Consider the following 20,154-nt stretch of genomic DNA (forward strand, 5'->3'; position numbering starts at 1 on the left):
CTGCGTGTCAGATCCATTCGCCCCAGAGCGGTCAGCCTACCGGCTGACCGCTCTTTTTTCTGATCGGTTCGTCATTTTTGCAGGACGGCACACCTTTTCCTGCAAAACGGCTCTTTTCAACCGGGCGGCTTTGTGCTATATTGATACGGAAACAACGCGGTTCTTCCGCAGGACACAGGAGGTCTCTCCCATGATCACTTTGCATGACAACGGCGTGTTCCTGTCAGGCGGCGCTCTTCAAAGCAGTGCCGGCGTCACCCCCGACCAGGGCCGCCGGCGGACCATGGCCTGGTCCATCCTTCAGGGCCACAGCGTCTCCGGCGACCCGGCGCATCTCCAGATCAAATTCGACGCCCTGATCTCCCACGACATCACCTATGTGGGCATCATCCAGCAGGCCCGGGCCTCCGGCATGAAGGAGTTCCCGGTGCCCTACGCCCTGACCAACTGCCACAACAGCCTCTGCGCCGTGGGCGGCACCATCAACGAGGACGACCACGTGTTCGGCCTCTCCGCCGCCAAGAAGTACGGCGGCATCTACGTCCCGGCCAACCAGTCCGTCATCCACTCCTATGCAAGGGAGCAGATGGCCGGCTGCGGCAGAATGATCCTGGGCTCCGACTCCCACACCCGGTACGGCGCCCTGGGCACCATGGCCGTGGGCGAGGGCGGCCCGGAGCTTGCCAAGCAGCTGCTGAAAAATACCTGGGACCTGCCGTACCCGGAGGTGGTGCTGGTGTGGCTCACCGGCGCGCCGAAGCGGGGCGTGGGCCCTCACGACGTGGCCATCGCCCTGGTGAAGGCCACCTTTGAAAGCGGCTTCGTCAACAACCGGGTGCTGGAGTTCGCCGGTCCGGGCGTTGCAAGCCTCCCCATCGACTTCCGCAACGGCATCGACGTGATGACTACGGAGACCACGTGCCTGTCCTCCATCTGGGTGACCGACGGCGAGACCGAGGACTTCTACAAGATCCATCAGCGGCCGGAGGACTACAAGCCCCTGGCCCCCCAGGACGGAGCCTATTACGATAAGTACATCGAGATCGACCTCTCCGCCGTGGAGCCCATGATCGCCCTGCCCTTCCACCCCTCCAACGCCTGGACCATCCACGAATTCCAGGCCAACGCCGCCGACATTCTGGCGGCAGTGGAGGCGGACGCCCGCAAGCGCTACCCCAAGGCCGATCCCCAGCTTTGCTGCAAGATCCACGACGGCGGCGTCTGGGCCGACCAGGGCGTCATCGCCGGCTGCGCCGGCGGCCTCTTTGACAATATCGCCGAGGCGGCGGACATCCTCCGGGGCGGCTCCACCGGCAACGGCGCCTTCACCCTGGACGTGTACCCCACCAGCGTGCCCGTCAGCCTGGAGCTGACCCGGATGGGCGCAACGGCGGACCTGCTGGAAACCGGCGCCGTCATCAAGCCCAGCTTCTGCGGACCCTGCTTCGGTGCGGGAGACGTGCCCGCCAACAACGGCCTGTCCCTGCGGCACACCACCCGCAACTTCCCCAACCGGGAGGGCTCCAAGCCCGCCGAGGGGCAGTTCGCCGGGGTCTGCCTGATGGACGCCCGGTCCATCGCGGCCACGGCCCGGAGCGGCGGCAAGATCACCGCCGCCACCGACATCGACTATGAGACGGTCCGCCATCCCTACCGCTTCGCCAAGGAGGTCTACGACAAGCGCCTCTACTACGGCTTCGGCAAGGCCGACCCCAGTGTGGAGCTGGTCATGGGCCCCAACATCACCGACTGGCCGAAGATGCAGCCCCTGTCCGAGAACCTGCTGGTGGAGCTGGCGGCGGTGCTGCGGGACCCGGTGACCACCACCGACGAGCTGATCCCCTCCGGCGAGACCAGCAGCTACCGCTCCAACCCCCTGCGGCTGGCGGAGTTCACTCTCTCCCGCCGGGAGCCCGCCTACGTGGGCCGGGCCAAGGCGGCCGCCGTCCTGGAGGCGGAGCGCCTGGCCGGCAGGGCCCCGGAGGTGCTGAAAGCCATTCTGGACAAGGTAGGCGACGGCGCGGCCCTGCTGAGCAATACCCAGTTCGGCTCCTGCGTATTCGCCAACAAGCCCGGCGACGGCTCCGCCCGGGAGCAGGCGGCCAGCTGTCAGAAGGTGCTGGGCGGCTTTGCCAACATCTGCTATGAGTTCGCCACCAAGCGCTACCGCTCCAACTGCATCAACTGGGGCATCCTGCCCTTCACCCTGGACCAGGGCGCGGAATTCCCCTATGAGGCGGGCGACTGCGTGTTCGTCCCCGGCATCCGGGCGGCCATCGCCGCCGGGCAGGAGGACATCCCCGCCAAGGTCATCCGCGCCGACGGGTCCGTGGCGGACCTGACGCTCCACGTGAAGGGTCTGACGGAGGATGAGAAGGAGATCATCCTGGACGGGTGCCTGATGAATTACTACGCAAAGAGGGCTGATTGAGATGGAAAAAATCAAAATGACCACCCCCATCGTGGAGATGGACGGGGACGAGATGACCCGCATCCTCTGGGGCTGGATCAAGGAGACGCTGATCGAGCCCTTCGTGGACCTCAAGACCGAGTACTATGACCTGGGCCTCCTGCACCGCAATGAGACGAAGGATCAGGTCACTGTGGACGCCGCCAACGCCACCCGCCGCCTGGGTGTGGCTGTCAAGTGCGCGACCATTACACCCAACCGGCAGCGCATGGAGGAGTATCCGGAGCTCACCGAGATGTGGAAGAGCCCCAACGGCACCATCCGCTCCATCCTGGACGGCACCGTGTTCCGCGCCCCCATCCTCATCGACGCCATTCAGCCGGTGGTGAAGAACTGGAAGCGCCCCATCACCATCGCCCGTCACGCCTACGGCGACGTGTACAAGAGCGTGGACTTCCGCACCGACGAGCCGGGTGAGTGCGTCATGACCTTCCGGGGCGCCTCCGGAGCGGAGCACACCGTGTCCGTCCAGAAGGTGGACGGCCCCGCCGTGTGGCAGGGCGCCCACAACAAGGACAAGTCCATCCGCTCCTTCGCCCAAGCCTGCTTCCAGTACGCCATCGACACCCGGCAGGACCTGTGGTTTTCCACCAAGGACACCATCGCCAAGGTCTACGACGGGGAGTTCAAGAAGATCTTCGAGGAGGAGTACGAGGCCCGCTACAAGGCGGAATTCGAGAAACTGGGCCTCACCTACTTCTATACCCTCATCGACGACGCCGTGGCCCGGGTCATCCGCAGCGAGGGTGGTTACATCTGGGCCTGCAAGAACTACGACGGCGACGTCATGAGCGACATGGTGTCCACCGCCTTCGGCTCTCTTGCCATGATGACCTCCGTGCTGGTGGCGCCCGACGGGACCATGGAGTTCGAGGCGGCCCACGGCACCGTCACCCGCCACTACTACAAGTACCTCAAGGGCGAGGAGACCTCCACCAATCCCATGGCCACCATCTTCGCCTGGTCCGGCGCTCTCAAGCGCCGGGGCGAGCTGGACGGTCTGCCGGAGCTGGTACACTTCGGCGAGAAGCTGGAAGATGCCTGCTACGACACCCTCAACGCCGGGGTCATGACAAAGGACCTGGTTGGCCTGGTGGAGCCGGGCTTTGCCGCCACCGCCGTCACCAGCCGGGAATTTCTGAACGCCATCGCCGGGAGACTGGCGGAAAAGCTGGCGTAACCCGTTTCACAGGAAAAGAGCCGCGCATCTTGACGATGCGCGGCTCTTTTTGTTCAAAACTGGTTGGAAACTGTGGGCTGAATCGTGTAATAATACCCTGACAGCAGCAGCGGTACATACGATGGGTCCGTTGCGATGATGGTGCCGTCCTCCAGCCGCAAGCCGAAGGACTGCATATTCTCTGTGATATACAGCATCCGCTCCACGCCCAGGGAGAGGAACTCCCCCGCCCGGTAGAACAGGATGTCCTGGGCACCGGCCCACATGGCGTCCCAGCGGATCTGAGCATGGACATACTCCCGGCAGGTGGGCTCCACGGCGCTGATGGCAAATCGCCCCACAAAGGATTTATCCCCCAGGATCCTCCGCTCCCCGTCGATGGTGACGGCGGTCTCCCCCGCCGGTTCGCCCTGCGGCGTGTAGACCGCAGCGGTCACAGTCAGGGACACCGGCCGCAGAAAGGCCCCGGACCGGTCCAGCACGGCGAAGAGCACCAGCCCCACCAGAGCCAGCGCCGCCAGGGTTCCCAGGATCTGCCCCCACCTGCGCCGGGTCTTCTCCCGGGCCTGCCGGGCCAGCAGGACCAGGCAGCGGCGCACCGTCAGCTCCGGCTCTGCCGACTCCTGTTCCTCCCCCCGCAGCAGGTCCAGCACCCGCAGGTCCAGGGCATCCGCCAGGGGCTCCAGCAGGCTCACATCGGGAAATCCCGCGCCCCGCTCCCATTTGCTGACGGCCCGGTCCGACACGTGGAGAGCCTTTGCCAGTTCCTTCTGGGTCAGATGTTTTTCCTTGCGGGCCGCCGCGATCAGCGCCCCGGTCTTGTTCTTGTCCATGTCCATCACCTGCTCCCAGCATAGCACATCCGGCCCGTCTCGCGCAACAAACGCTGCGTGGAGCAAGCCGGAGCGCTTGGCGCACAAGGCTTACAGCGCTTACAAAGTGCTCAGGTCCGCCGCCTGGGTGTCCCCGGCGGCGGTGCCCGCGTCCAGGGCCTGAAGAGCGGCGATGGTGGAGAGCGTGGTCCCCAGCTGGGTGAACAGCAGGGCCAGGCGCACCAACTCCTCCCGGCTCCGGGCGCTTTTGGCAATGGCCGCAGCCGCGGCATACACGCTGGCGCTCTGCTCATAGGCGTCCATGGCGCTCCCCCCTCTCCGCCTCTATTCTATGAGGTGGAGAGGCGGTTCTTTCACCCTGGTTTCTCAGATCAGCAGGGAGGCAAAGTATGCCCCTTCCTGCCTCAGGTCAGAGTCCCCCTCGTACTGGACGAACAGCACCTGCCGCCCCAGCCGGGCCACTGCAAACTGGTAATACCGGTCCTCTCCCCACCAGAGGCCGTCCAGGACATCGGTCTCCACCTCGGTCAGGACGGGATGCCCGTCCACCCCAAAGGAGGCGATCCGGCGCCGGGTCAGCTCCTCTGTCAGCTGCCGGGCCAGTCCCTCCGTCAGCATCCGGTAGTAGGTGGTCTCCGCGGAGGCGCGCACCGGCAGGGAATCCCCCGGTTGAAGTCCCTCCTCTTCGGAATCCAGAGACAGCTGTGCAGTCCGGTACATCCGTGGACAGAGCTCCTGGAACTTGGTATGGCTCCTCCAGATCTCCGTGGCCGCCGCGCCCTCCAGGTCCGCCAGATCCACATAGACCGTACCGTCCTTGGGTGCCCCGTCCCTTCCCATGTTATCCCATCCGCCGGAGAGACTGCCTCCGTCGATGGCCCGGATATTGCCCAGCAGCATGGTCAGCCATATGAACACCATCCCGGCCAGCAACCCCCGGGCCATCCACTTCTGCCATCGGTAGGGCCGGGGCCGGTCCAGGGGGATCCCGGCGTTCAGCGACCGCAGCAGGCGGCGCATACTGCGCACCTCACAGGCGATCAGCATAACGATCAGGCAGCCTGTGGCCACCCCTGCCAGGATCCGTCCCGGAACTGCTTCCAGGGTATCCAGCAGCGGTGTGGAGGTGTTTGCGGAGGCCCAGACATATAGTGCCGCCAGAACCGCCAGCAGCAGCCCGTCAACTACGGCGCTCCGCTGCATTTTGCCTCTCAGATACCGGTATCCCATCCCCTGGACCACCGGGTCCGTGTCCAGCTCCGGCGCGGCCGGGTCCTCGCACCGCCAGACGTGGAAGGTCCCCGGAATGGTCCCGGCGTACTCCCAACCCAGCTCCCGGTATCCCTCTACTGTTTCTTCCGGCGGATGCTTCTCCTTTTTGGACAGGGGCTGCATCCGATACCGGCAGGAAAAGGGCTCTGCTTTTTCAAAGATGCCGCTCCAGCCGGTCATGCCTTTGAGGCGGTAGCCCTGCTTTGCCATATCCTCCAGCCAGGACTCGTTGGCGGCCACGTCGTAGACGTTGGCAGGCCGCAGCTCCTTGTATTCCGCGTCTTTCATGAAGCGTTCCTCTGTCATACAGTCTCCTCAAACCGCGCCAGGGCGGCGGCGAACACATCCAGCTTTCCGCCAAGGTCCTGTTCCCCGTCGTACTGGTATTCCATCAGCTGCGCCCCCCGGCGGACCAGCAGCAGCTGCGTGCCGTCATCGAAACGGAACCGCCAGGCCCCATCCAGGTCCGGGAGAAAAAGCGCCTCCAGTTCCCCCTTCCACGCCGCCGATTCCTCCACCCAGGCCTTCGCCATCCGCTCCGCCTGGAAGGGCAGCCACATCCGGTAGTACTTGGCCAGGACAAAGACGGGGTCGCTGCCTCTGCTCCCCCCTTCGCTGACCCACCAGGATTCCCGGGCGGTAAAGTTCTGGATCCGCAGGGCCTCCGGCGTCCGGTTGGCCGGCGCGTCTCCCAGTTCCGACAACGTCAAGCAGGGCACCGGCCGGTCGAAGGTCTCCACCGGCTCCAGGGGATGGGAGGAGGGCTGGAGGATGGAGGCCACACGTGTCAAAATCAACACCGACCAGAACACCACCAGCACCATGGACATGGCCCGGGCCCGGCGGTAGGGCCCCCGGTGGGGCTGGGGCAGGCCCAGCTTCAGCGCCCGGATGTACCGGCGGAATACCCGCTCGGCATAGATGCCCACTGGGATCAGGGCGGCAACGTTCAGCCACTCTACAGCGGTGATCCACCAGGTGGACCAGTGGTCCGCAGCTCTCAGCAGGTGCGGGCCGGAGCAGAAGTCCCAAACCACCAGGGCCAGGATGGCAGCGGCAGCGGCCCACAGCCACCGCATGTTCCTGCGCTCCCGCCGCAGCAGATAGCGGTAGGCGTCGCCCTCGGTCTCCGGGTCCGTGAACAGCTCCGAGGCCGACGGGTCGTCACAGCGCCAGATGTGCCAGCTTTTTCTCACAGTGCAGACGTACTGCCAGCCCAGGTCCGCAAACAGCTCCCGCCGGTGCCGGTCCGGGGCCTTCTCCCGCCGGGCCAGGGGCTCCAGCCGGTAGCGGACCGCTTTCGGCTCCCCCGGCGTGAAATCGCACAGCCATCCGTACCGGTTCAGGAACAGCCCCTGGACCGCCCGGTCCTCCAGCCACGCCTGGACGGCAGGGGTGTCAAAGCCCATGGCAGGGGCCAGAGCGTCCCAGAAGTTCTCTTTCCAACGCTTCAAAAACGGCAGCCAGTCGAAAATCGTTCGCTTCACGGTGGTCCCTCCCCTTCTATTGGAACTTTTCCAGAATGGCGGCATAGTCGTCCAGATGGGCCGAGAGATCGTTGATCCCATCCGCATACACATACAGCACCGTCCGGTCCCGGCAGGCCACCAGGATCGACCGATCCTCCTCCGTCATCAGCGCCAGGCGGTCAAACCCCGGGCGGTCCAGCACCGACCAGGCGCCCCGGGGATTGCTCTTCCGGGCATCCTCCAGCTGCTCGCCATAGAGGGCCCGGGCCAGCGAGGCAAACCGCAGGCGGTCGAAACGGGTATTCACCCGGACCTCTCCGGCGGATTCCGTGATCCGCACATGCTCCGGCGCCAGGAAGCTGCTCTTGGTCTGGGCGAAGCTCCGCTCCGCCCCGCTCCCGGCAGCGGCGTCCAGGGCGGACAAGGACACACAGGGCAGCGGCTCCCCCGGCGCATCCAGGTCGATGCTGCGGGCCGTGACCTTAGGCAGCAGCACCGCCAGCACCAGCATGACGAGAAAGATCCAAGTACCTCCCACCAACAGCGCCGTCCGCCGGCGGTTCTTCCGCCAGGGGCCCGTGTGGGGCAGCGTTCCGTCCCGTTTCAGCCGCCGGCCGGTGCGGATGGTCCCCCGCAGCCGCAGTGCCATCATGCACAGGAAGAAGGGCACCGCCGCCAGCACGAAGAGCCAGGGCAGATCCAGATAATGGACCAGCAGGTCCACCCAATTTCCCCCCGCACTCCACATCAAAACCGCCATTGCTGCCAGCACCTGGATCCCCAGCAGGACCAGAGTCCCCCCGGCATTCCACCGGTCCCGGCACAGCTGCTTCTTCCAGGCCCAGAACAAGCTCTCGGGGTCGGTGTAGAGCTCCGGCGCATCGGGGTCGGCACAGTACCAGACCCGGTAGTCCGTCATATCCGCCGGAGAGGTCCAGCCCAGGTCCTCATAGAGCTCCTTCCGGGCCGCCTGGGCCTGATTGTCCTCCTCCCGGAGCGGCTCCAGCCGCACCCGGCAGGTCCGGGGCTGACTTCTCCGGAACTTGGCGTACCATACGCCGAAGGACACCGGCATCCAGCCCCGGGCCGCCTGATACACCAGCCATTCCTCCATGGCGCCCGGGTCCCAGCCCTCCACCGGCATGAGGAATCTCCGCGTTTGCTTCATGCGCCTTTCCTCCCCCTCTACTGGAATTCCCTCAGCAACGCCGCGTAGTCGTCCAGATGTGCCTCTGCGCCCGCCACGCCGAAGGCGCCCACATACAGCACGATTTTGTCCTGCCACAGCAGCAGGTAGGTGTTCTCCCCGGATCGGGCCAAGCTCACGCCGTCAAAGCCGGGGTGGTCCAGCTCTGTCAGCTCCGCCTCCGCGAAGACGGGGATCCTCGTCTGCCACTCCCGGTACAGCGGCTCCGCCAGACAGGAAAGCAGCAAAATGTCGCACTGGTTGATGACGCTCCGCTCCCCGGTGTAGCGGTCCCAGACGTCGTAGTGGCCGGGGTTCAAAAAGGTCGGGTTCATCAGGCAGGTGCCGGAGGTCCGGTCCGCCTCCGTCAGGGTCTCGTCCAGCTGCCAGCCCATGAGGCAGGGCACGGGATGGGTCAGCTCATCCAGTCCCTCTCCCCAGCTGGTGCCCAGCCGCAAAAACGGATAGCCGATGACCAGGAGGTCCATCAGGAGCATTGCCCCCAGGACCATCCCCGCCCGACGGCGCGCCCGCCGCCAGTCGCCGGTGTGGGACTGGGGCAGTCCCACCGCCATCTGGCGGCGGAGCAGGCGGACGCGGCGGAGGGTATCCACCGTCTCCCACACCGCCCAGGCCAGCAGCACCGCGCTGAGGGGCGCGCTGATCCCCACGCCCCGGATGGCCGTCTCCACTGGGGTCTCGGAGTTGGCGATCCGATAAACTGCAAAAGCAGCCACCGCCGCCAGGGCCAGCCAGGCCAGGAGCAGGTCCCGCCACCCCTTCCGCAGCAGCCGGTCCCGGATCCAGGCGGCGGCCACCGGGTCCGTCTCCAACTCCGGGGCATCGGGGTTCTTGCAAATGTAAATGTAATAGCGGTCCGTCAGGTTCGCGAGGTATTCCCAGCCCAGTTGGGTATAAACCTCCTCCCGCTCCTGCCGGGCCTCCAGGGTCTCCCTGGCGGCGGGCATCATCCGGCAGCGGACCCGGATGGGCTCCCCCCGCCGGAATGTGGCGAACCGGAAGCCGCACTCCGTCAGATGCCATCCCCGGGCAAACATCTCCTCCAGCCAGGCCTCCATGGCTCCGGTATCCCAGCTGGTATCCGTCATCAAAAACCGCTTTTGCTCTTTCATGGCTCTCACCACCCCTCAGCACAGTCCGCCATCTGGATGGCGTAGTCCGTCACGGTCCCATCGTCGGCGCCGGGCCCCGCAGCCTCCGCGTAAGCCACGGTGTTTCCGCGGAGGAGCAGGGCGGCCCGGGTCTGCCCCTCGGACAGATGGTCCATTCCCGCCTCCGTCTGCCAGGCTCCCTCTGTCTCCGCCATTTGCAGATGCCGGATTGCCTCCGCCAGCGGCTCCCAGCGGGCCTGCCAGCAGACGGCGGTATAGGTGGTCTCCCCCTCCCGCCAGGTGATCCGCAGATTTGGGGAAGCGAGACCCCCCACCCGAAGGTCGATGTCCCAGTCCTCACCATCCACAGCCTGGACTGTCAGCGCAGGCAGCGTTGCCCACGTGTCCCACTTCTCCGCCTGATGGAACAGATTGCCCAGATTGATCAGCGGTGCGCTCAGGACCAGTACGACGGCGAACACCCGCCCCCACCGGGCGGCCCGCCGCCAGCTTCCTCCGGGCGGTTCCCGAAGGCCCGCCGACGCCTGCCGCCGCAGCCGCAGGAGCTTCGGCACCGACAGCGCCGTCCACAGCGTCAGTCCCGCGCCGCCCAGAACCTGGACCGCCAGGAGCACCAGCGGCTCCGTCACCGTGAACTCCCAGCCCAGCAGCACCATGCTGGCCAGCAGCGCCAGGCCCAGGGCACCCAGGCCGACGCTCTCCCACAGCCCCCAGACAAAGGCCTTCCGCCAAACCATGGCCCAGACCTCCATATCCGTGTCCAGTTCCGGGACGGCGGGGTCGTCACAGTAGAACGCCGCCATATGAAAATGCCAGTTGAACGTGGCGCCGAAGGTCCAGCCCAGTTCCCGGAAGGTCTCCAGCCGCTCCTGCCAGGCCTCCTGGCTGACGAACCCCACCGGCTGTACCCGTACCCGGCAGACTGCCGGCTCCGTCCGCAGAAGGCGCACCAGCCCGCCGCCCCACTGCCGGGACCCGTCCAGCCGCCAGCCCCGGGCGGCCTCGTCCTCCAGCCACCGCTCCACCGTCTCCACGTCCCAGATATTCGCCGGGTACGGCGTCCACTTCCGCTTCATCGGCCCCCCTCCTTTCCGCCGGCTGCTTCCTCCCGCTCGCCGTCGGCCACGCACATCTTCAGCCGGCTCAGCTCCTGGCGGAACAGGGCCCGGCCCCGGTCCGTCAGGGCGTAGGTCCGCTTGCGGCCCTCCACCGCCGTCTCCTCGATGAGCCGCTCCTCCTGGAACTTGGCCAGGATCGTATACAGCGTCCCGGGTCCCAGAGGCACCCTCCCGGCGGTGATGTCGTCCACGAACTGCACGATCTCCGCGCCGCAGCGCTCCTGCCGCAGCAGGGACAGCAGTACGTAAAACATGCTCTCCGTCAGCACCTTCAGCGGTTCCTTGGCCATGTTCTCACCTCCAATATCGTAACACGATATTCTTTCTGTTCTCAGTATAATATCGTCACACGATATTGTCAATACAGGCCCTGCCGTTCCCCGTTTTTCTTCCAGCGCTGACAGGATTTGAGGGTTGCCGCCACCGGGAGGCGTCCTGTATGCTGATATACAAACCCCTATGCGAAAGGACGTGACCGACATGAAACGGACAACACTCTGCGGCCTCATGGCCGCCTGCGCCCTGACCTGGGCAGCCCTGCCGGGCCGGGCCTCCGCCGCCCGGATGGTGCCGGTACAGGTGGACGGCACGGTGCTGCCCACCGTCAACTATCTCACCGACGGCGTCACCTACGCACCTCTGCGGAGCCTGCTGGACACCTTCGGCGGCTGGGAGATCTCCTGGGACAGCGCCGAACAGGTGGCCGTGGCCCAGTCGGAGGATCTGCGCCTGACCGCAGACCCGGACGCCGACACCATCACCGCCGGCGGCGCTACATACAGCGGCAAGGTCTTTGTGGAACGGGGCCGGACCTATGTGCCGGTGCGGCTGGTGACGGACCTCTGCGGCGGCAGCACCAGCTGGGACCGGTATCTCGGCGGCGCCGCCGTCACCTCCCCGGACGCACAGCACGACGCTGCGGACCTGTACTGGCTCAGCCGCATCATCAGCGCCGAAAGCCGGGGCGAGGCCATGGAGGGCCAGATCGCCGTGGGCAACGTGGTGCTGAACCGGGTGGCGGCGGAGGAGTTCCCCGACACCATCCCCGCCGTGATCTTCGACCGCAAGCACGACGTGCAGTTCACGCCGGTGGCCAACGGCTCCGTGTTCCTCACCCCCACGGCGGCCTCCGTGGAGGCCGCCAGGCGCACGCTGAACGGAGAGAACACCGCAGGCAGCGCGCTGTACTTCTATGCCCCGGCCCTGTCCCAGGGCGTGTGGATCAACGCAAACCGCACCTATCTCATGACCATCGGCTGTCACCGTTTTTACCTGTGAGGCGGGATGATTGACTTTTTCCGGCCCGGGGCATACAATAGAGACATGAATTTGCAAAGGAGCATACTCTATGCTGTTTTCCGATCATCCCCGGACCCACTACCGGGCCGCACCGACCCATGAGGTCATCTGCCAGCTGCGCTTTCCCCCCATTCTCTCCATCAACACCACGGAACCGGCCGACTTCCAGGAGGCCATCCGGGCGGAGTTTCCCCAGTACGCCCGCCGGGAGGATGCCGTACCGCCCCAGATCACCGGCTTGGGAGGACCCAATCTGAAAATCCAGCAGCAGCCCCCTGTGGCCAACTATCACTTCCTCTCCGCCGACGGCCAGTGGAAGCTGAATGTGACCCGGGATTTCATCGCCCTGTCCACCCTCCGCTATCCCGGCTGGGAGGCCTTTGCCCGCCAGCTGGACAAGCCCCTGGCGGCCTTCATCCGGCTGTACAAGCCCGCCTATTTTCAGCGGGTGGGGCTGCGGTATCTGAACATCATCTCCCGCGCCCGTCTGGGCCTGGAGGGCCGGAACTGGGCGGAGCTGATCGCCCCGGCCTACACCGCCCCCCTGCGGGAGGGCGACGTGGACGAGGAGCGGTTCCTCAACTGCGCCAGCGATGTAACAGTCAAGCTGGACTCCAGCTGCCAGGCCAAGATCCACGCCGGTCCCGGCCGGATCAAAAACAACGCCCCCGGCGCCGTCCAGGACCCGGAGGTGAAGTTCATCTTCGACATGGATCTGTTCATGGCGGGGAACACCCCCTGCACCCTGGCCGCCGCCGCGCTGGAAACCCTCCACGGCCACGCCGGCCGCATCTTTGAAGGCGCCCTCACGGACACTCTGCGGGATGCCATGGACCCGGAATAAGGGCATCGTCCCGCAAAAACAGGCGGAGGGGCCGGTCAGGCCCCTCCGCTTCTCTTTTTCAACGCCGCCCGCTCAATCCCGGAACAGCGGGGTGGACAGATACCGCTCGCCGCTGTCCGGCAGCAGGGCCACGATCACCTTGCCCCGGTTCTCCGGCCGCCGGGCCAGCTCTCCCGCCGCCCACAGCGCGGCGCCGGAGGTGATGCCGGCCAGCACGCCCTCGGTCCGGGCCAGGGCCCGGCCGGCGGCGTAGGCGTCGACCTCTGTTGCAGCCAGGATCTCGTCCACCACGGACCGGTCCAGGTTCCCGGGCACAAAGTTGGCGCCGATGCCCTGGAGGCCGTGGGGCCCCGCATGGCCCTGCGTCAGCAGAGGTGAGGAGGCGGGCTCCACGCCCACGACCCGCACGCCGGGCTTGCGCTCCTTGAGATACCGGCCTACGCCGCTGATGGTGCCGCCGGTGCCGATGCCCGCCACGAAGATGTCCACGGTGCCGTCGGTGTCGGCCCAGATCTCCGGGCCGGTGGTGTCAAAGTGGGCCGCCGGGTTGGCGGGGTTGTCGAACTGCCCGGCGATGATGCTGCCGGGGATGGTCCGGCGCAGCTCCTCCGCCTTGGTCACGGCACCGGACATGCCCTCCGCCCCCGGCGTCAGGACGATCTCCGCGCCGTAGGCAGCGATCAGGCTCCGCCGCTCCACGCTCATGGTGTCCGGCATGGTCAAAATCACCCGGTAGCCCTTGGCGGCGCCCACGGCGGCTAGGCCGATGCCGGTGTTGCCGGAGGTGGGCTCAATGATAGTGCCGCCGGGGGCCAGGCGGCCCTCTGCCTCCGCCTGGGCGATCATCCGGGCCGCCACCCGGTCCTTGGCGCTGCCGGCGGGGTTCATGCACTCCAGCTTGGCCAGGAGCACGGCGGGCAGATCGTGAGCGGCGCTGTACCGGCGCAGCTCCAAAAGCGGCGTGCGGCCAATGAGGCCGGTGACGCTGGAAACGATGTTCATAAGGAGGACCTCCCTGTTCAAGATAGCCGTATCATACACCCGCCGGCATCTTGCCGTCAAATGGCACCGGGGCGGCATGCGCTGGTTTTCCGCCCCGGAAGGTTTTTCCGCAAGCTGTTTTCCCGCCTTTTACGGCAGATACAAATTATCCGGAAGTTTCCTTTATCTGATCAGTCCGGACGGACCGGACGGAAAGGAGCCGTCATGAATCTCCATCAGGAATACCAGGCAAAGCTGGTGACGCCGGAGGAGGCGGTGAAGGCCGTCAAAAGCGGGGACTGGGTGGACTACACCACCAACGTCTGCTTCCCGCCCCTGCTGGACGCCGCCCTGGCAGAGCGCCGGGACGAGCTGACAGACGTGAAGGTGCGGGGAAACCTCCTGTTCGGGCCGCTTCAGATCGTGGAGTGCGACCCCACAAGAGAGCATTTCTGCTACAACTCCTGGCACTGCTCTGCCTATGAGCGCAAGCTCTCTGATCGGGGCCTTTGCAGCTACATCCCCATGATCTTCCGAAATGTGGTGCCCTACTACCGCCATTTTCTCACGGTGAACCTGGCCATGATGTGCGTGCCGCCCATGGACAAGCACGGATACTTCAACCTCTCCTGCGCCACGGGCGTGGCCCGGGGGATCCTGGACAAGGCCGATATCGTGATCCTGGAGGTCAACGAGCACCTGCCTTACATCTACGGCGGCTTCGACGAGTCCATTCACCTCTCGGAGGTGGACTACATCGTGGAGGGTCCCCACGATCCCCTGCCGGAGTTCCCGGTGGCGGAGGCCGCAGAGGAGGACCGCCGCATCGCGGAGCTGCTGGTGCCCTATGTCCGGGACGGGGCGGCCTTGCAGCTGGGCATCGGGCCCATGCCCAACGTGGTGGGGTCATTGCTGGCCCAATCCGACGTGAAGGATCTGACCATGCACACGGAGCTGTGCGGCGATGCCTACTTCCGGCTGTATGAAGCCGGAAAGCTGACCAATGCCCGCTGCGCCCTTCATCCACGAAAGGGCCTCACCGGCATCGTGTTCGGGTCACGGGCGCTGTACGACTGGGTGGACCGGAACCCGGCCGTGACGGCGGCGCCCCTGGAGTACATCAACGCCCCGGCCACCATCGCGCAGCTGGAGAACATGGTGTCCATCAACAGCTGCATTTCCGCCGACCTCTACGGCCAGGTCTGCGCCGAGAGCGCGGGGCTGCGGCACATCAGCGGCACCGGCGGCCAGCTGGACTACCTGACCGGCGCGGCGGACGCCAAGGGGGGCAAGGCCTTCATCTGCATGACGTCCTCCTTTGTGGACAAGGCGGGGGTCCGCCGCTCCCGCATCCTGCCCCACTTTGAAGGCGACATCGTCACAGACCCCCGGAGCCAGGCCTATTATATCGTCACCGAGTTCGGCGCCGTCAATCTGGCGGGCCGGTCCACCTGGGAGCGGGCGGAGCTGCTGATCTCCATTGCCCACCCGGACTTCCGGGAGGAGCTGACCGCCGCGGCGGAACGGCAGAAAATCTGGCGCCGGTCCAACAAGCGCTGATACGTAAAGAGCCGCAGGGCATTGGCCCTGCGGCTCTTTTTCTGTATGGCAGTTTGGCTTTACAGCTCCAGCGTCTCGCCGGGCGCCAGGACCCTGGCCGGGAAGCCGGCGGCGGCGGACGCCGCGGCGAAGGCGGCGCCGTCCTGAACGATGGGCGGCATGGTGTTGAAGTGCATGGGGATGGTCAGCGCCGGACGGATCATCTCCACCGCCCGCAGGGCGTCCTGGGGACCCATCGTGTAGAAGTCCCCGATGGGCAGCAGCGCCACGTCCACCTGCTCTGCCGCCAGCAGCGTCATGTCGCAGGTCAGGGCGGTGTCGCCGGCATGATAGATCTTCTTCCCGCCCATCTCAAAGAGAAAGCCACAGGCCAGGCCTCCCGGCACGCCGCTGCCGTGGATAGCAGGAGTCAGCTTCACACGGCCAAAGGACGTCTTGATCCAGCCTCCCAAATTCCCGGCCACCGCCGGCACACCGGCAGGACCGAACACCGCCTCCGCCAGATCCACGGAGCAGCAGATCTGGGCGCCGGTGCGCCGGGCGATGTCCACGGCGTCGCCCACGTGGTCTCCGTGACCGTGGGTGACAAAAATCATGTCCGCCTCCACCGAATCGGCGGAAACCGCCGCCAAGGGGTTGCCGGTCAGGAAGGGGTCCACCAGCGCCTTACAGCTGCCGTCATCCAGCAAAAAACAGGCGTGTCCCAGAAACTGGATCTTCATATCTGTTCTCCTTTCATCTAATAGGTTCCCCATCAGGGTATTACGGCCACCTTGATGACGCCGTCCCGGCGGTTTTCAAAGAGGTCGTAGGCCGCCTCGATCTCTTTCAGGGGATAGGTGTGGGTGATGAGCGGCGTGGTGTCCAGCTTTCCCGCAGCGACCGCCTCCAGAATCTCGCCGCAGCGGCAGCCGTCCACACCGCCGGTCTTGAAGGTCAGGTTCTTGCCGTACATCTCCGGCAGGGGCAGGGTCTGGGCCCGGTCGTACAGGGCCACGACCACCACCACGGCGTTGGGCCGGGCGCACTGCCAGGCCAGGCGGAAGGTCTCCTCCCCGCCGGCCACCTCCAGCACCGCGTCGGCGCCGCCGTGGGCGCTGCGGGCGCGGACCGCCGCCTCCGCATCCTCCGGCCCCACCGTGGTGACGCCGGGGTAATGGGCCTCCACGAAGGCCCGGCGGGCCGGGTCCTTTTCACAGACCACCACCTGTCCCGGTTCCTTCAGCAGCACGCACTGGAGGGTACACAGGCCCGTGGGCCCGGCGCCCAGAATCAGCACCGTGTCCCCCGGCTTGATCTCCGCGATGTCCGCCGCCCACCAGCCGGTGGCCAGGATGTCCCCCACGAACAGGGCCTGGGCGTCGGTGACGCCCGCTGGAATCTTCGTCAGGCCCTGGTCGGCATAGGGCACCCGGACGTACTCCGCCTGGCCTCCGTCGATACGGCAGCCCAGGGCCCAGCCGCCGCTGGGGTCCGTGCAGTTGTTGACCCAGCCATGGCGGCAGAAAAAGCACTCTCCGCAGAAGGTCTCCACATTCACCGCCACCCGGTCCCCGGGCCGCAGATTCTTCACGCCGGGCCCCACTTCCTCCACCACACCCACCATTTCATGGCCCACGGTGATCCCGGGCACCGCCCGGGGCACGGAGCCGTGTTTGATGTGCAGGTCGCTGGTGCAGATGCTGGCCAGGGTCACCCGCACCAGGGCGTCCCGGTCTGCCAGCAGCACCGGCTTCGGCTTTTCCAGGAGGGCAAATTTCCCCCGCTCCACATACGTATAGGCCAACATATCCGGCACCTCCCGTCTTTTTTTACAGTCCGATCCCCAGCAGGGGGATCACGTTGATGACCGGCTCCTCATAGGGGTGGACCCGCTTCACCGCCGCCACGGTCTCCGCCGCCCGGGAGCGGAGGCAGGTGACTTCCACCTTCACCTCCGGCTCCCGGCTCAGCTCTCCCTTCTGGCCCAGATACGGCGCGGAGCCCGGCAGGGGCCGCCAGCAGCCGGTGACGGGGGCGTAGGAAAAGCAGCCGTCGTACCGGCCGATGTGGCCGGCGTCCACCGCCCGCAGCGCCTCCGCCAAAACCTCCAGATGGCTCTCGGGAATAAAGATCTCCAGCTTGCAGTAGCGCTCGTTCATCACAGCTCCCCCAGCGCCTCCAGGGCCTCCATCAGATCGTCGGCCCGGTCCTCCAGTTCCTCGTGACGGTCGCCCCAGGCCTCGTACTCCTCGCTGTCCATGTCCTCCGGCTCCTCCAGGTCCAGCGCCGCGATCTCCTGCCGCACCTGATCCAGTTCCTCCAGCAGTGCCTGCCGCTCTCCCCCGCTCGGGGCGGGAAATTCCGTGATGCGTGCCATGCCGCTCCCCCCTTTTTTCTCGCTCTTGCTCTATTGTACCAGACTCAGCGCCGTTTGCAACCACTCTCCGGGGATTGACAAGCCTGTCTCTCCGTCATATAATAAGCATCATTACTATAAGAATCCTTATTATTGGAGGAAATCCATGGAGACCCTGCACTATCTTCTGATGCGCGCCCACTCCCTGCTCAACCGCCGGATCCTGGACGAGGCGGCAGTCCTCGGGCTCTCGCCCGGCCAGCCTAAGGTGCTGGAATATCTGCATCTCCGCGGAGAGCAGAACCAGCGCGCCATCGCCGGCTACTGCCGCATTGAGCCCGCTACCGTGGGCAGCATCCTCTCCCGGATGGAGGAGGCGGGGCTGGTGGAGCGGCGGCAGAAGCCCGGGGACCGGAGGGCGCTGTATGTCTCCCTGACCCCTCCCGGAGAGGCGGCGGCGGAGGCCGTGGCCGCCCTGTTCGACCGGGCGGACACCCAGGCCGCCTCCCTGCTGACGGCGGAGGAGACCGCTCAACTGACGGCGCTGCTGGAAAAGGTCTGCGCCGCTCTGCCGGAGGAGGCACAGGCATGAATCAGATCCAAAAACCCACTGTCACTCTCAAGCGCTGGCTCTTTCTGGCGGTGGGCCTGGCCATCATGTCTCTGGGGGTAGCGCTGTCCATCCGGGCAAATCTGGGCACCTCCCCCATCTCCAGCGTGCCCTATGTATGCAGTCTGTTCTCCCCTCTGAGCGTGGGGTCCGCCACCATTGTCATGCACTGTCTCATGATCCTGGCGCAGATTCTGCTTCTGCGTCGGCGCTATGACCCCGTGCAGCTTTTGCAGCTGCCGGTGGCGCTGGCGTTCGGCTGGCTGACCGATGCGGCCATGTGGGCCACCGGAGCGGTCCAGTGCGGCGCCTACTGGCAGCAGTGGCTGGTGTGCCTGTTGGGCGTTGCTCTGGTAGCCGTGGGCGTCAGCTTCGAGGTCACCGCTGGGGTTGCGCCCCTGGCCGGTGAGGGCACGGTGCTGGCACTTTGCCAGGTGCTGCCGGTGAAATTCGGCACCATGAAGGTGACCTTTGACGTGAGCCTGGTACTGACGGCCTGCCTCCTGTCCCTGATCTTCCTGGGCCAGCTCCAGGGCGTTCGGGAGGGCACCGTGGCGGCGGCCCTGTGCGTGGGAACCATCGCCCGCCAGCTGAACAAGCCCATGGGGCGTCTGGGGGAGAAACTTTTTGCATGAAGCACAAGAGGAGCGGGGCGCCCATCGGGCGCCCTGCTCCTCTTATTACCGTTTGCTCTCGGCGAAGTCCCAGGCCTCCCGGAACCATCCCAGAAACTCGCCGTCGATCTGGTCCTCCTCCGTCAGCAGGAAGTGATGGGTCCAGCGGCCGGGGTACGGCTCCACCGCCACGGCTACCCGCGGGGAGTCCAGCCGCCGGTTCAGACCCAGCGTTACCACCAGGCAGTGCTCCGGCCAGTCCTTCCGCCGCCGGACGGGCAATGACGCCGCGCCGTACAGGTGCCGGCCGTAAAAGCTGATCTGGCTCTTCTGGACCCGGACGGAGCCATCGGGAAAGAGGGCCTCCAGCTGCCGGAACAGGGCCTGATACAGCGACAGCTCCAGGGGCCTTCCGTCGAAAAACATCAGCACATCCGCGAAATAGTGGTCTGAAACGTTCATTTTTCGTCCTCCCGTTCCCGCAAAAATACCAGCCGGTCCGCGCTGGAGCGGGCCGGGTCATACCGGTAGCTCAGGGCGGCGAAGGCGGTCAGCTCCTCCGGCCGCCGGATGCGCCGCTCCGCCATATAGCGGACCATCTCTCCCCGGGCCATCTTGCACAGTGTCCCTTTTTCCACCACCCGGCCGTCTTTTTCTTCCCCGAACACGCAGGTCACCACCCGGGTCGCAGGGGGCAGGTGGGGCAGCACCGCCCGGCTGTACTCTTTGGAGGCCAAGTCGATGACCGTGTCCGTCTCCGCCCCCAGAGCCTCCCCCAGGCGGCCGCCCCAGAAGCCGTAGAGGTCCCGGTGTCCATCCACGGCCAGCCTGGCCTGCATCTCCAGCCGGTAGGGTGTCACGGCGTCGAAGGGCCGCAGAAGGCCGTAGAGGCCGGAGACGATCCGCAGATGCGACGCCACGTATTGAAGCGCCCCCTCCTCCAGTACGCCGGGGGCCAGGTAGCGGTACTGGATGCCCTCGTAGGCCAGCAGAGCCGGGGTCCGGGCCCGGCGCAGGTCCATATGAGAAAGCCGCTCCACGTTCAGGGCGGCGATGGCGTCATTGCAGGCCCAGAGCCTCTTCAGCTCCCGGGGCGTCAGAGTCCGCAGGGCGGAGAGCAGCCGCTCCGCCTCCGGCAGGAATGCGGGCAGGCCCTCCGGCAGGAAGGTGTCCGGATCCTCCACCATCTTCTTGGCGGGGGAGATGATGATGCGCACGGCGCCGCCTCCTCTCATTTTTCCCCATGA

The 20,154-nt window shown here is 66.0% G+C and carries 22 protein-coding genes; 7 read left to right on the plus strand and 15 right to left on the minus strand.

Features of this window, described 5'->3' with window-relative positions; translation table 11 throughout:
- Nucleotides 1-190 precede the first annotated feature (190 nt).
- Nucleotides 191-2,431 (plus strand): hydratase, encoded by a 2,241-nt coding sequence (locus KFE19_02015; GenBank protein ID QUO38322.1) that lies wholly within the window; start codon nucleotides 191-193, stop codon nucleotides 2,429-2,431.
- A gap of 1 nt (nucleotide 2,432) precedes the next feature.
- Nucleotides 2,433-3,650: an NADP-dependent isocitrate dehydrogenase gene (locus KFE19_02020; GenBank protein QUO38323.1), complete on the plus strand. Its 1,218-nt coding sequence runs from the start codon at nucleotides 2,433-2,435 to the stop codon at nucleotides 3,648-3,650.
- Between the two features lie 53 nt (nucleotides 3,651-3,703).
- Here the strand turns inward: KFE19_02020 and KFE19_02025 are convergent, their stop codons facing one another.
- From KFE19_02025 to KFE19_02060, 8 genes are all read right to left on the minus strand, one after another.
- Nucleotides 3,704-4,489, minus strand: a complete 786-nt coding sequence (locus tag KFE19_02025; protein QUO38324.1) for a helix-turn-helix transcriptional regulator — start codon at nucleotides 4,487-4,489, stop codon at nucleotides 3,704-3,706.
- 93 nt (nucleotides 4,490-4,582) lie between these two features.
- Complete coding sequence (locus KFE19_02030) at nucleotides 4,583-4,786, minus strand: hypothetical protein (protein QUO38325.1); 204 nt, start codon at nucleotides 4,784-4,786, stop codon at nucleotides 4,583-4,585.
- Nucleotides 4,787-4,849: 63 nt separating this feature from the next.
- Nucleotides 4,850-6,061 (minus strand): DUF2812 domain-containing protein, encoded by a 1,212-nt coding sequence (locus KFE19_02035; protein ID QUO38326.1) that lies wholly within the window; start codon nucleotides 6,059-6,061, stop codon nucleotides 4,850-4,852.
- A complete protein-coding gene (locus tag KFE19_02040; GenBank protein QUO38327.1) occupies nucleotides 6,058-7,242 on the minus strand; it encodes a DUF2812 domain-containing protein in 1,185 nt (394 codons plus the stop codon). The genes KFE19_02035 and KFE19_02040 overlap by 4 nt, the downstream gene beginning before the upstream one ends.
- Before the next feature lie 16 nt (nucleotides 7,243-7,258).
- Complete coding sequence (locus tag KFE19_02045) at nucleotides 7,259-8,392, minus strand: DUF2812 domain-containing protein (protein QUO38328.1); 1,134 nt, start codon at nucleotides 8,390-8,392, stop codon at nucleotides 7,259-7,261.
- Nucleotides 8,393-8,409: 17 nt separating this feature from the next.
- Entirely contained in the window at nucleotides 8,410-9,543 is a 1,134-nt protein-coding gene (locus KFE19_02050; protein QUO38329.1) for a DUF2812 domain-containing protein, read from the minus strand.
- A gap of 5 nt (nucleotides 9,544-9,548) precedes the next feature.
- Entirely contained in the window at nucleotides 9,549-10,619 is a 1,071-nt protein-coding gene (locus KFE19_02055) for a DUF2812 domain-containing protein (protein QUO38330.1), read from the minus strand.
- Nucleotides 10,616-10,951 carry a helix-turn-helix transcriptional regulator gene (locus tag KFE19_02060; GenBank protein QUO38331.1) on the minus strand — a complete coding sequence of 112 codons (336 nt, stop codon included), beginning with the start codon at nucleotides 10,949-10,951 and terminating at the stop codon, nucleotides 10,616-10,618. The genes KFE19_02055 and KFE19_02060 overlap by 4 nt, the downstream gene beginning before the upstream one ends.
- Before the next feature lie 169 nt (nucleotides 10,952-11,120).
- Between KFE19_02060 and KFE19_02065 the strand changes: the two genes are divergently transcribed.
- The gene (locus KFE19_02065; protein QUO38332.1) at nucleotides 11,121-11,939 is read left to right on the plus strand and encodes a cell wall hydrolase; all 819 of its coding nucleotides are present in this window, start codon (nucleotides 11,121-11,123) and stop codon (nucleotides 11,937-11,939) included.
- A gap of 70 nt (nucleotides 11,940-12,009) precedes the next feature.
- Nucleotides 12,010-12,804: a TIGR04255 family protein gene (locus KFE19_02070; protein QUO38333.1), complete on the plus strand. Its 795-nt coding sequence runs from the start codon at nucleotides 12,010-12,012 to the stop codon at nucleotides 12,802-12,804.
- A 72-nt stretch (nucleotides 12,805-12,876) separates the two neighbouring features.
- Here the strand turns inward: KFE19_02070 and cysK are convergent, their stop codons facing one another.
- A complete protein-coding gene (gene cysK, locus KFE19_02075; protein ID QUO38334.1) occupies nucleotides 12,877-13,806 on the minus strand; it encodes a cysteine synthase A in 930 nt (309 codons plus the stop codon).
- A 204-nt stretch (nucleotides 13,807-14,010) separates the two neighbouring features.
- On the opposite strand from cysK, the gene KFE19_02080 reads away from it, so the two are divergent.
- Complete coding sequence (locus tag KFE19_02080; protein ID QUO38335.1) at nucleotides 14,011-15,345, plus strand: butyryl-CoA:acetate CoA-transferase; 1,335 nt, start codon at nucleotides 14,011-14,013, stop codon at nucleotides 15,343-15,345.
- Nucleotides 15,346-15,404: 59 nt separating this feature from the next.
- Here the strand turns inward: KFE19_02080 and KFE19_02085 are convergent, their stop codons facing one another.
- The 4 genes from KFE19_02085 to KFE19_02100 are packed head-to-tail and all read right to left on the minus strand — an operon-like array spanning nucleotide 15,405 to nucleotide 17,704.
- On the minus strand, nucleotides 15,405-16,067 hold the full coding sequence (locus KFE19_02085; protein ID QUO38336.1) for a metal-dependent hydrolase: 663 nt from the start codon (nucleotides 16,065-16,067) through the stop codon (nucleotides 15,405-15,407).
- A 32-nt stretch (nucleotides 16,068-16,099) separates the two neighbouring features.
- Entirely contained in the window at nucleotides 16,100-17,134 is a 1,035-nt protein-coding gene (locus tag KFE19_02090; GenBank protein ID QUO38337.1) for an alcohol dehydrogenase catalytic domain-containing protein, read from the minus strand.
- A 22-nt stretch (nucleotides 17,135-17,156) separates the two neighbouring features.
- The gene (locus KFE19_02095; GenBank protein QUO38338.1) at nucleotides 17,157-17,486 is read right to left on the minus strand and encodes a cytochrome C biogenesis protein; all 330 of its coding nucleotides are present in this window, start codon (nucleotides 17,484-17,486) and stop codon (nucleotides 17,157-17,159) included.
- On the minus strand, nucleotides 17,486-17,704 hold the full coding sequence (locus KFE19_02100; GenBank protein ID QUO38339.1) for a hypothetical protein: 219 nt from the start codon (nucleotides 17,702-17,704) through the stop codon (nucleotides 17,486-17,488). Before KFE19_02100 ends, KFE19_02095 begins: the two co-directional genes overlap by 1 nt.
- A gap of 145 nt (nucleotides 17,705-17,849) precedes the next feature.
- On the opposite strand from KFE19_02100, the gene KFE19_02105 reads away from it, so the two are divergent.
- Both KFE19_02105 and KFE19_02110 read left to right on the plus strand, forming a co-directional pair.
- The gene (locus KFE19_02105; GenBank protein QUO38340.1) at nucleotides 17,850-18,275 is read left to right on the plus strand and encodes a MarR family transcriptional regulator; all 426 of its coding nucleotides are present in this window, start codon (nucleotides 17,850-17,852) and stop codon (nucleotides 18,273-18,275) included.
- On the plus strand, nucleotides 18,272-18,928 hold the full coding sequence (locus KFE19_02110; GenBank protein ID QUO38341.1) for a YitT family protein: 657 nt from the start codon (nucleotides 18,272-18,274) through the stop codon (nucleotides 18,926-18,928). The genes KFE19_02105 and KFE19_02110 overlap by 4 nt, the downstream gene beginning before the upstream one ends.
- A 45-nt stretch (nucleotides 18,929-18,973) precedes the next feature.
- On the opposite strand, the gene KFE19_02115 is transcribed toward KFE19_02110, so the two are convergent.
- Nucleotides 18,974-19,369, minus strand: a complete 396-nt coding sequence (locus KFE19_02115; protein QUO38342.1) for a hypothetical protein — start codon at nucleotides 19,367-19,369, stop codon at nucleotides 18,974-18,976.
- Entirely contained in the window at nucleotides 19,366-20,124 is a 759-nt protein-coding gene (gene yaaA / locus KFE19_02120; GenBank protein ID QUO38343.1) for a peroxide stress protein YaaA, read from the minus strand. The genes KFE19_02115 and yaaA overlap by 4 nt, the downstream gene beginning before the upstream one ends.
- Nucleotides 20,125-20,154 lie beyond the last annotated feature (30 nt).

It is taken from the genome of Dysosmobacter sp. Marseille-Q4140 (genome assembly GCA_018228705.1).
Taxonomy (GTDB): domain Bacteria; phylum Bacillota; class Clostridia; order Oscillospirales; family Oscillospiraceae; genus Oscillibacter.

What these genes read in the sequence shown, in the direction of transcription:
- KFE19_02115 (QUO38342.1), bottom strand. Translation starts at nt 19,369, where the DNA reads ATGAACGTTTCAGACCACTATTTCGCGGATGTGCTGATGTTTTTCGAC.
- KFE19_02060 (QUO38331.1), bottom strand. Translation starts at nt 10,951, where the DNA reads ATGGCCAAGGAACCGCTGAAGGTGCTGACGGAGAGCATGTTTTACGTA.
- KFE19_02110 (QUO38341.1), top strand. Translation starts at nt 18,272, where the DNA reads ATGAATCAGATCCAAAAACCCACTGTCACTCTCAAGCGCTGGCTCTTT.
- KFE19_02070 (QUO38333.1), top strand. Translation starts at nt 12,010, where the DNA reads ATGCTGTTTTCCGATCATCCCCGGACCCACTACCGGGCCGCACCGACC.
- KFE19_02020 (QUO38323.1), top strand. Translation starts at nt 2,433, where the DNA reads ATGGAAAAAATCAAAATGACCACCCCCATCGTGGAGATGGACGGGGAC.
- KFE19_02095 (QUO38338.1), bottom strand. Translation starts at nt 17,486, where the DNA reads ATGAACGAGCGCTACTGCAAGCTGGAGATCTTTATTCCCGAGAGCCAT.
- KFE19_02055 (QUO38330.1), bottom strand. Translation starts at nt 10,619, where the DNA reads ATGAAGCGGAAGTGGACGCCGTACCCGGCGAATATCTGGGACGTGGAG.
- KFE19_02085 (QUO38336.1), bottom strand. Translation starts at nt 16,067, where the DNA reads ATGAAGATCCAGTTTCTGGGACACGCCTGTTTTTTGCTGGATGACGGC.
- KFE19_02045 (QUO38328.1), bottom strand. Translation starts at nt 8,392, where the DNA reads ATGAAGCAAACGCGGAGATTCCTCATGCCGGTGGAGGGCTGGGACCCG.
- KFE19_02100 (QUO38339.1), bottom strand. Translation starts at nt 17,704, where the DNA reads ATGGCACGCATCACGGAATTTCCCGCCCCGAGCGGGGGAGAGCGGCAG.
- KFE19_02030 (QUO38325.1), bottom strand. Translation starts at nt 4,786, where the DNA reads ATGGACGCCTATGAGCAGAGCGCCAGCGTGTATGCCGCGGCTGCGGCC.
- KFE19_02090 (QUO38337.1), bottom strand. Translation starts at nt 17,134, where the DNA reads ATGTTGGCCTATACGTATGTGGAGCGGGGGAAATTTGCCCTCCTGGAA.
- KFE19_02050 (QUO38329.1), bottom strand. Translation starts at nt 9,543, where the DNA reads ATGAAAGAGCAAAAGCGGTTTTTGATGACGGATACCAGCTGGGATACC.
- KFE19_02015 (QUO38322.1), top strand. Translation starts at nt 191, where the DNA reads ATGATCACTTTGCATGACAACGGCGTGTTCCTGTCAGGCGGCGCTCTT.
- KFE19_02025 (QUO38324.1), bottom strand. Translation starts at nt 4,489, where the DNA reads ATGGACATGGACAAGAACAAGACCGGGGCGCTGATCGCGGCGGCCCGC.
- cysK (QUO38334.1), bottom strand. Translation starts at nt 13,806, where the DNA reads ATGAACATCGTTTCCAGCGTCACCGGCCTCATTGGCCGCACGCCGCTT.
- KFE19_02065 (QUO38332.1), top strand. Translation starts at nt 11,121, where the DNA reads ATGCGAAAGGACGTGACCGACATGAAACGGACAACACTCTGCGGCCTC.
- KFE19_02080 (QUO38335.1), top strand. Translation starts at nt 14,011, where the DNA reads ATGAATCTCCATCAGGAATACCAGGCAAAGCTGGTGACGCCGGAGGAG.
- KFE19_02035 (QUO38326.1), bottom strand. Translation starts at nt 6,061, where the DNA reads ATGACAGAGGAACGCTTCATGAAAGACGCGGAATACAAGGAGCTGCGG.
- KFE19_02105 (QUO38340.1), top strand. Translation starts at nt 17,850, where the DNA reads ATGGAGACCCTGCACTATCTTCTGATGCGCGCCCACTCCCTGCTCAAC.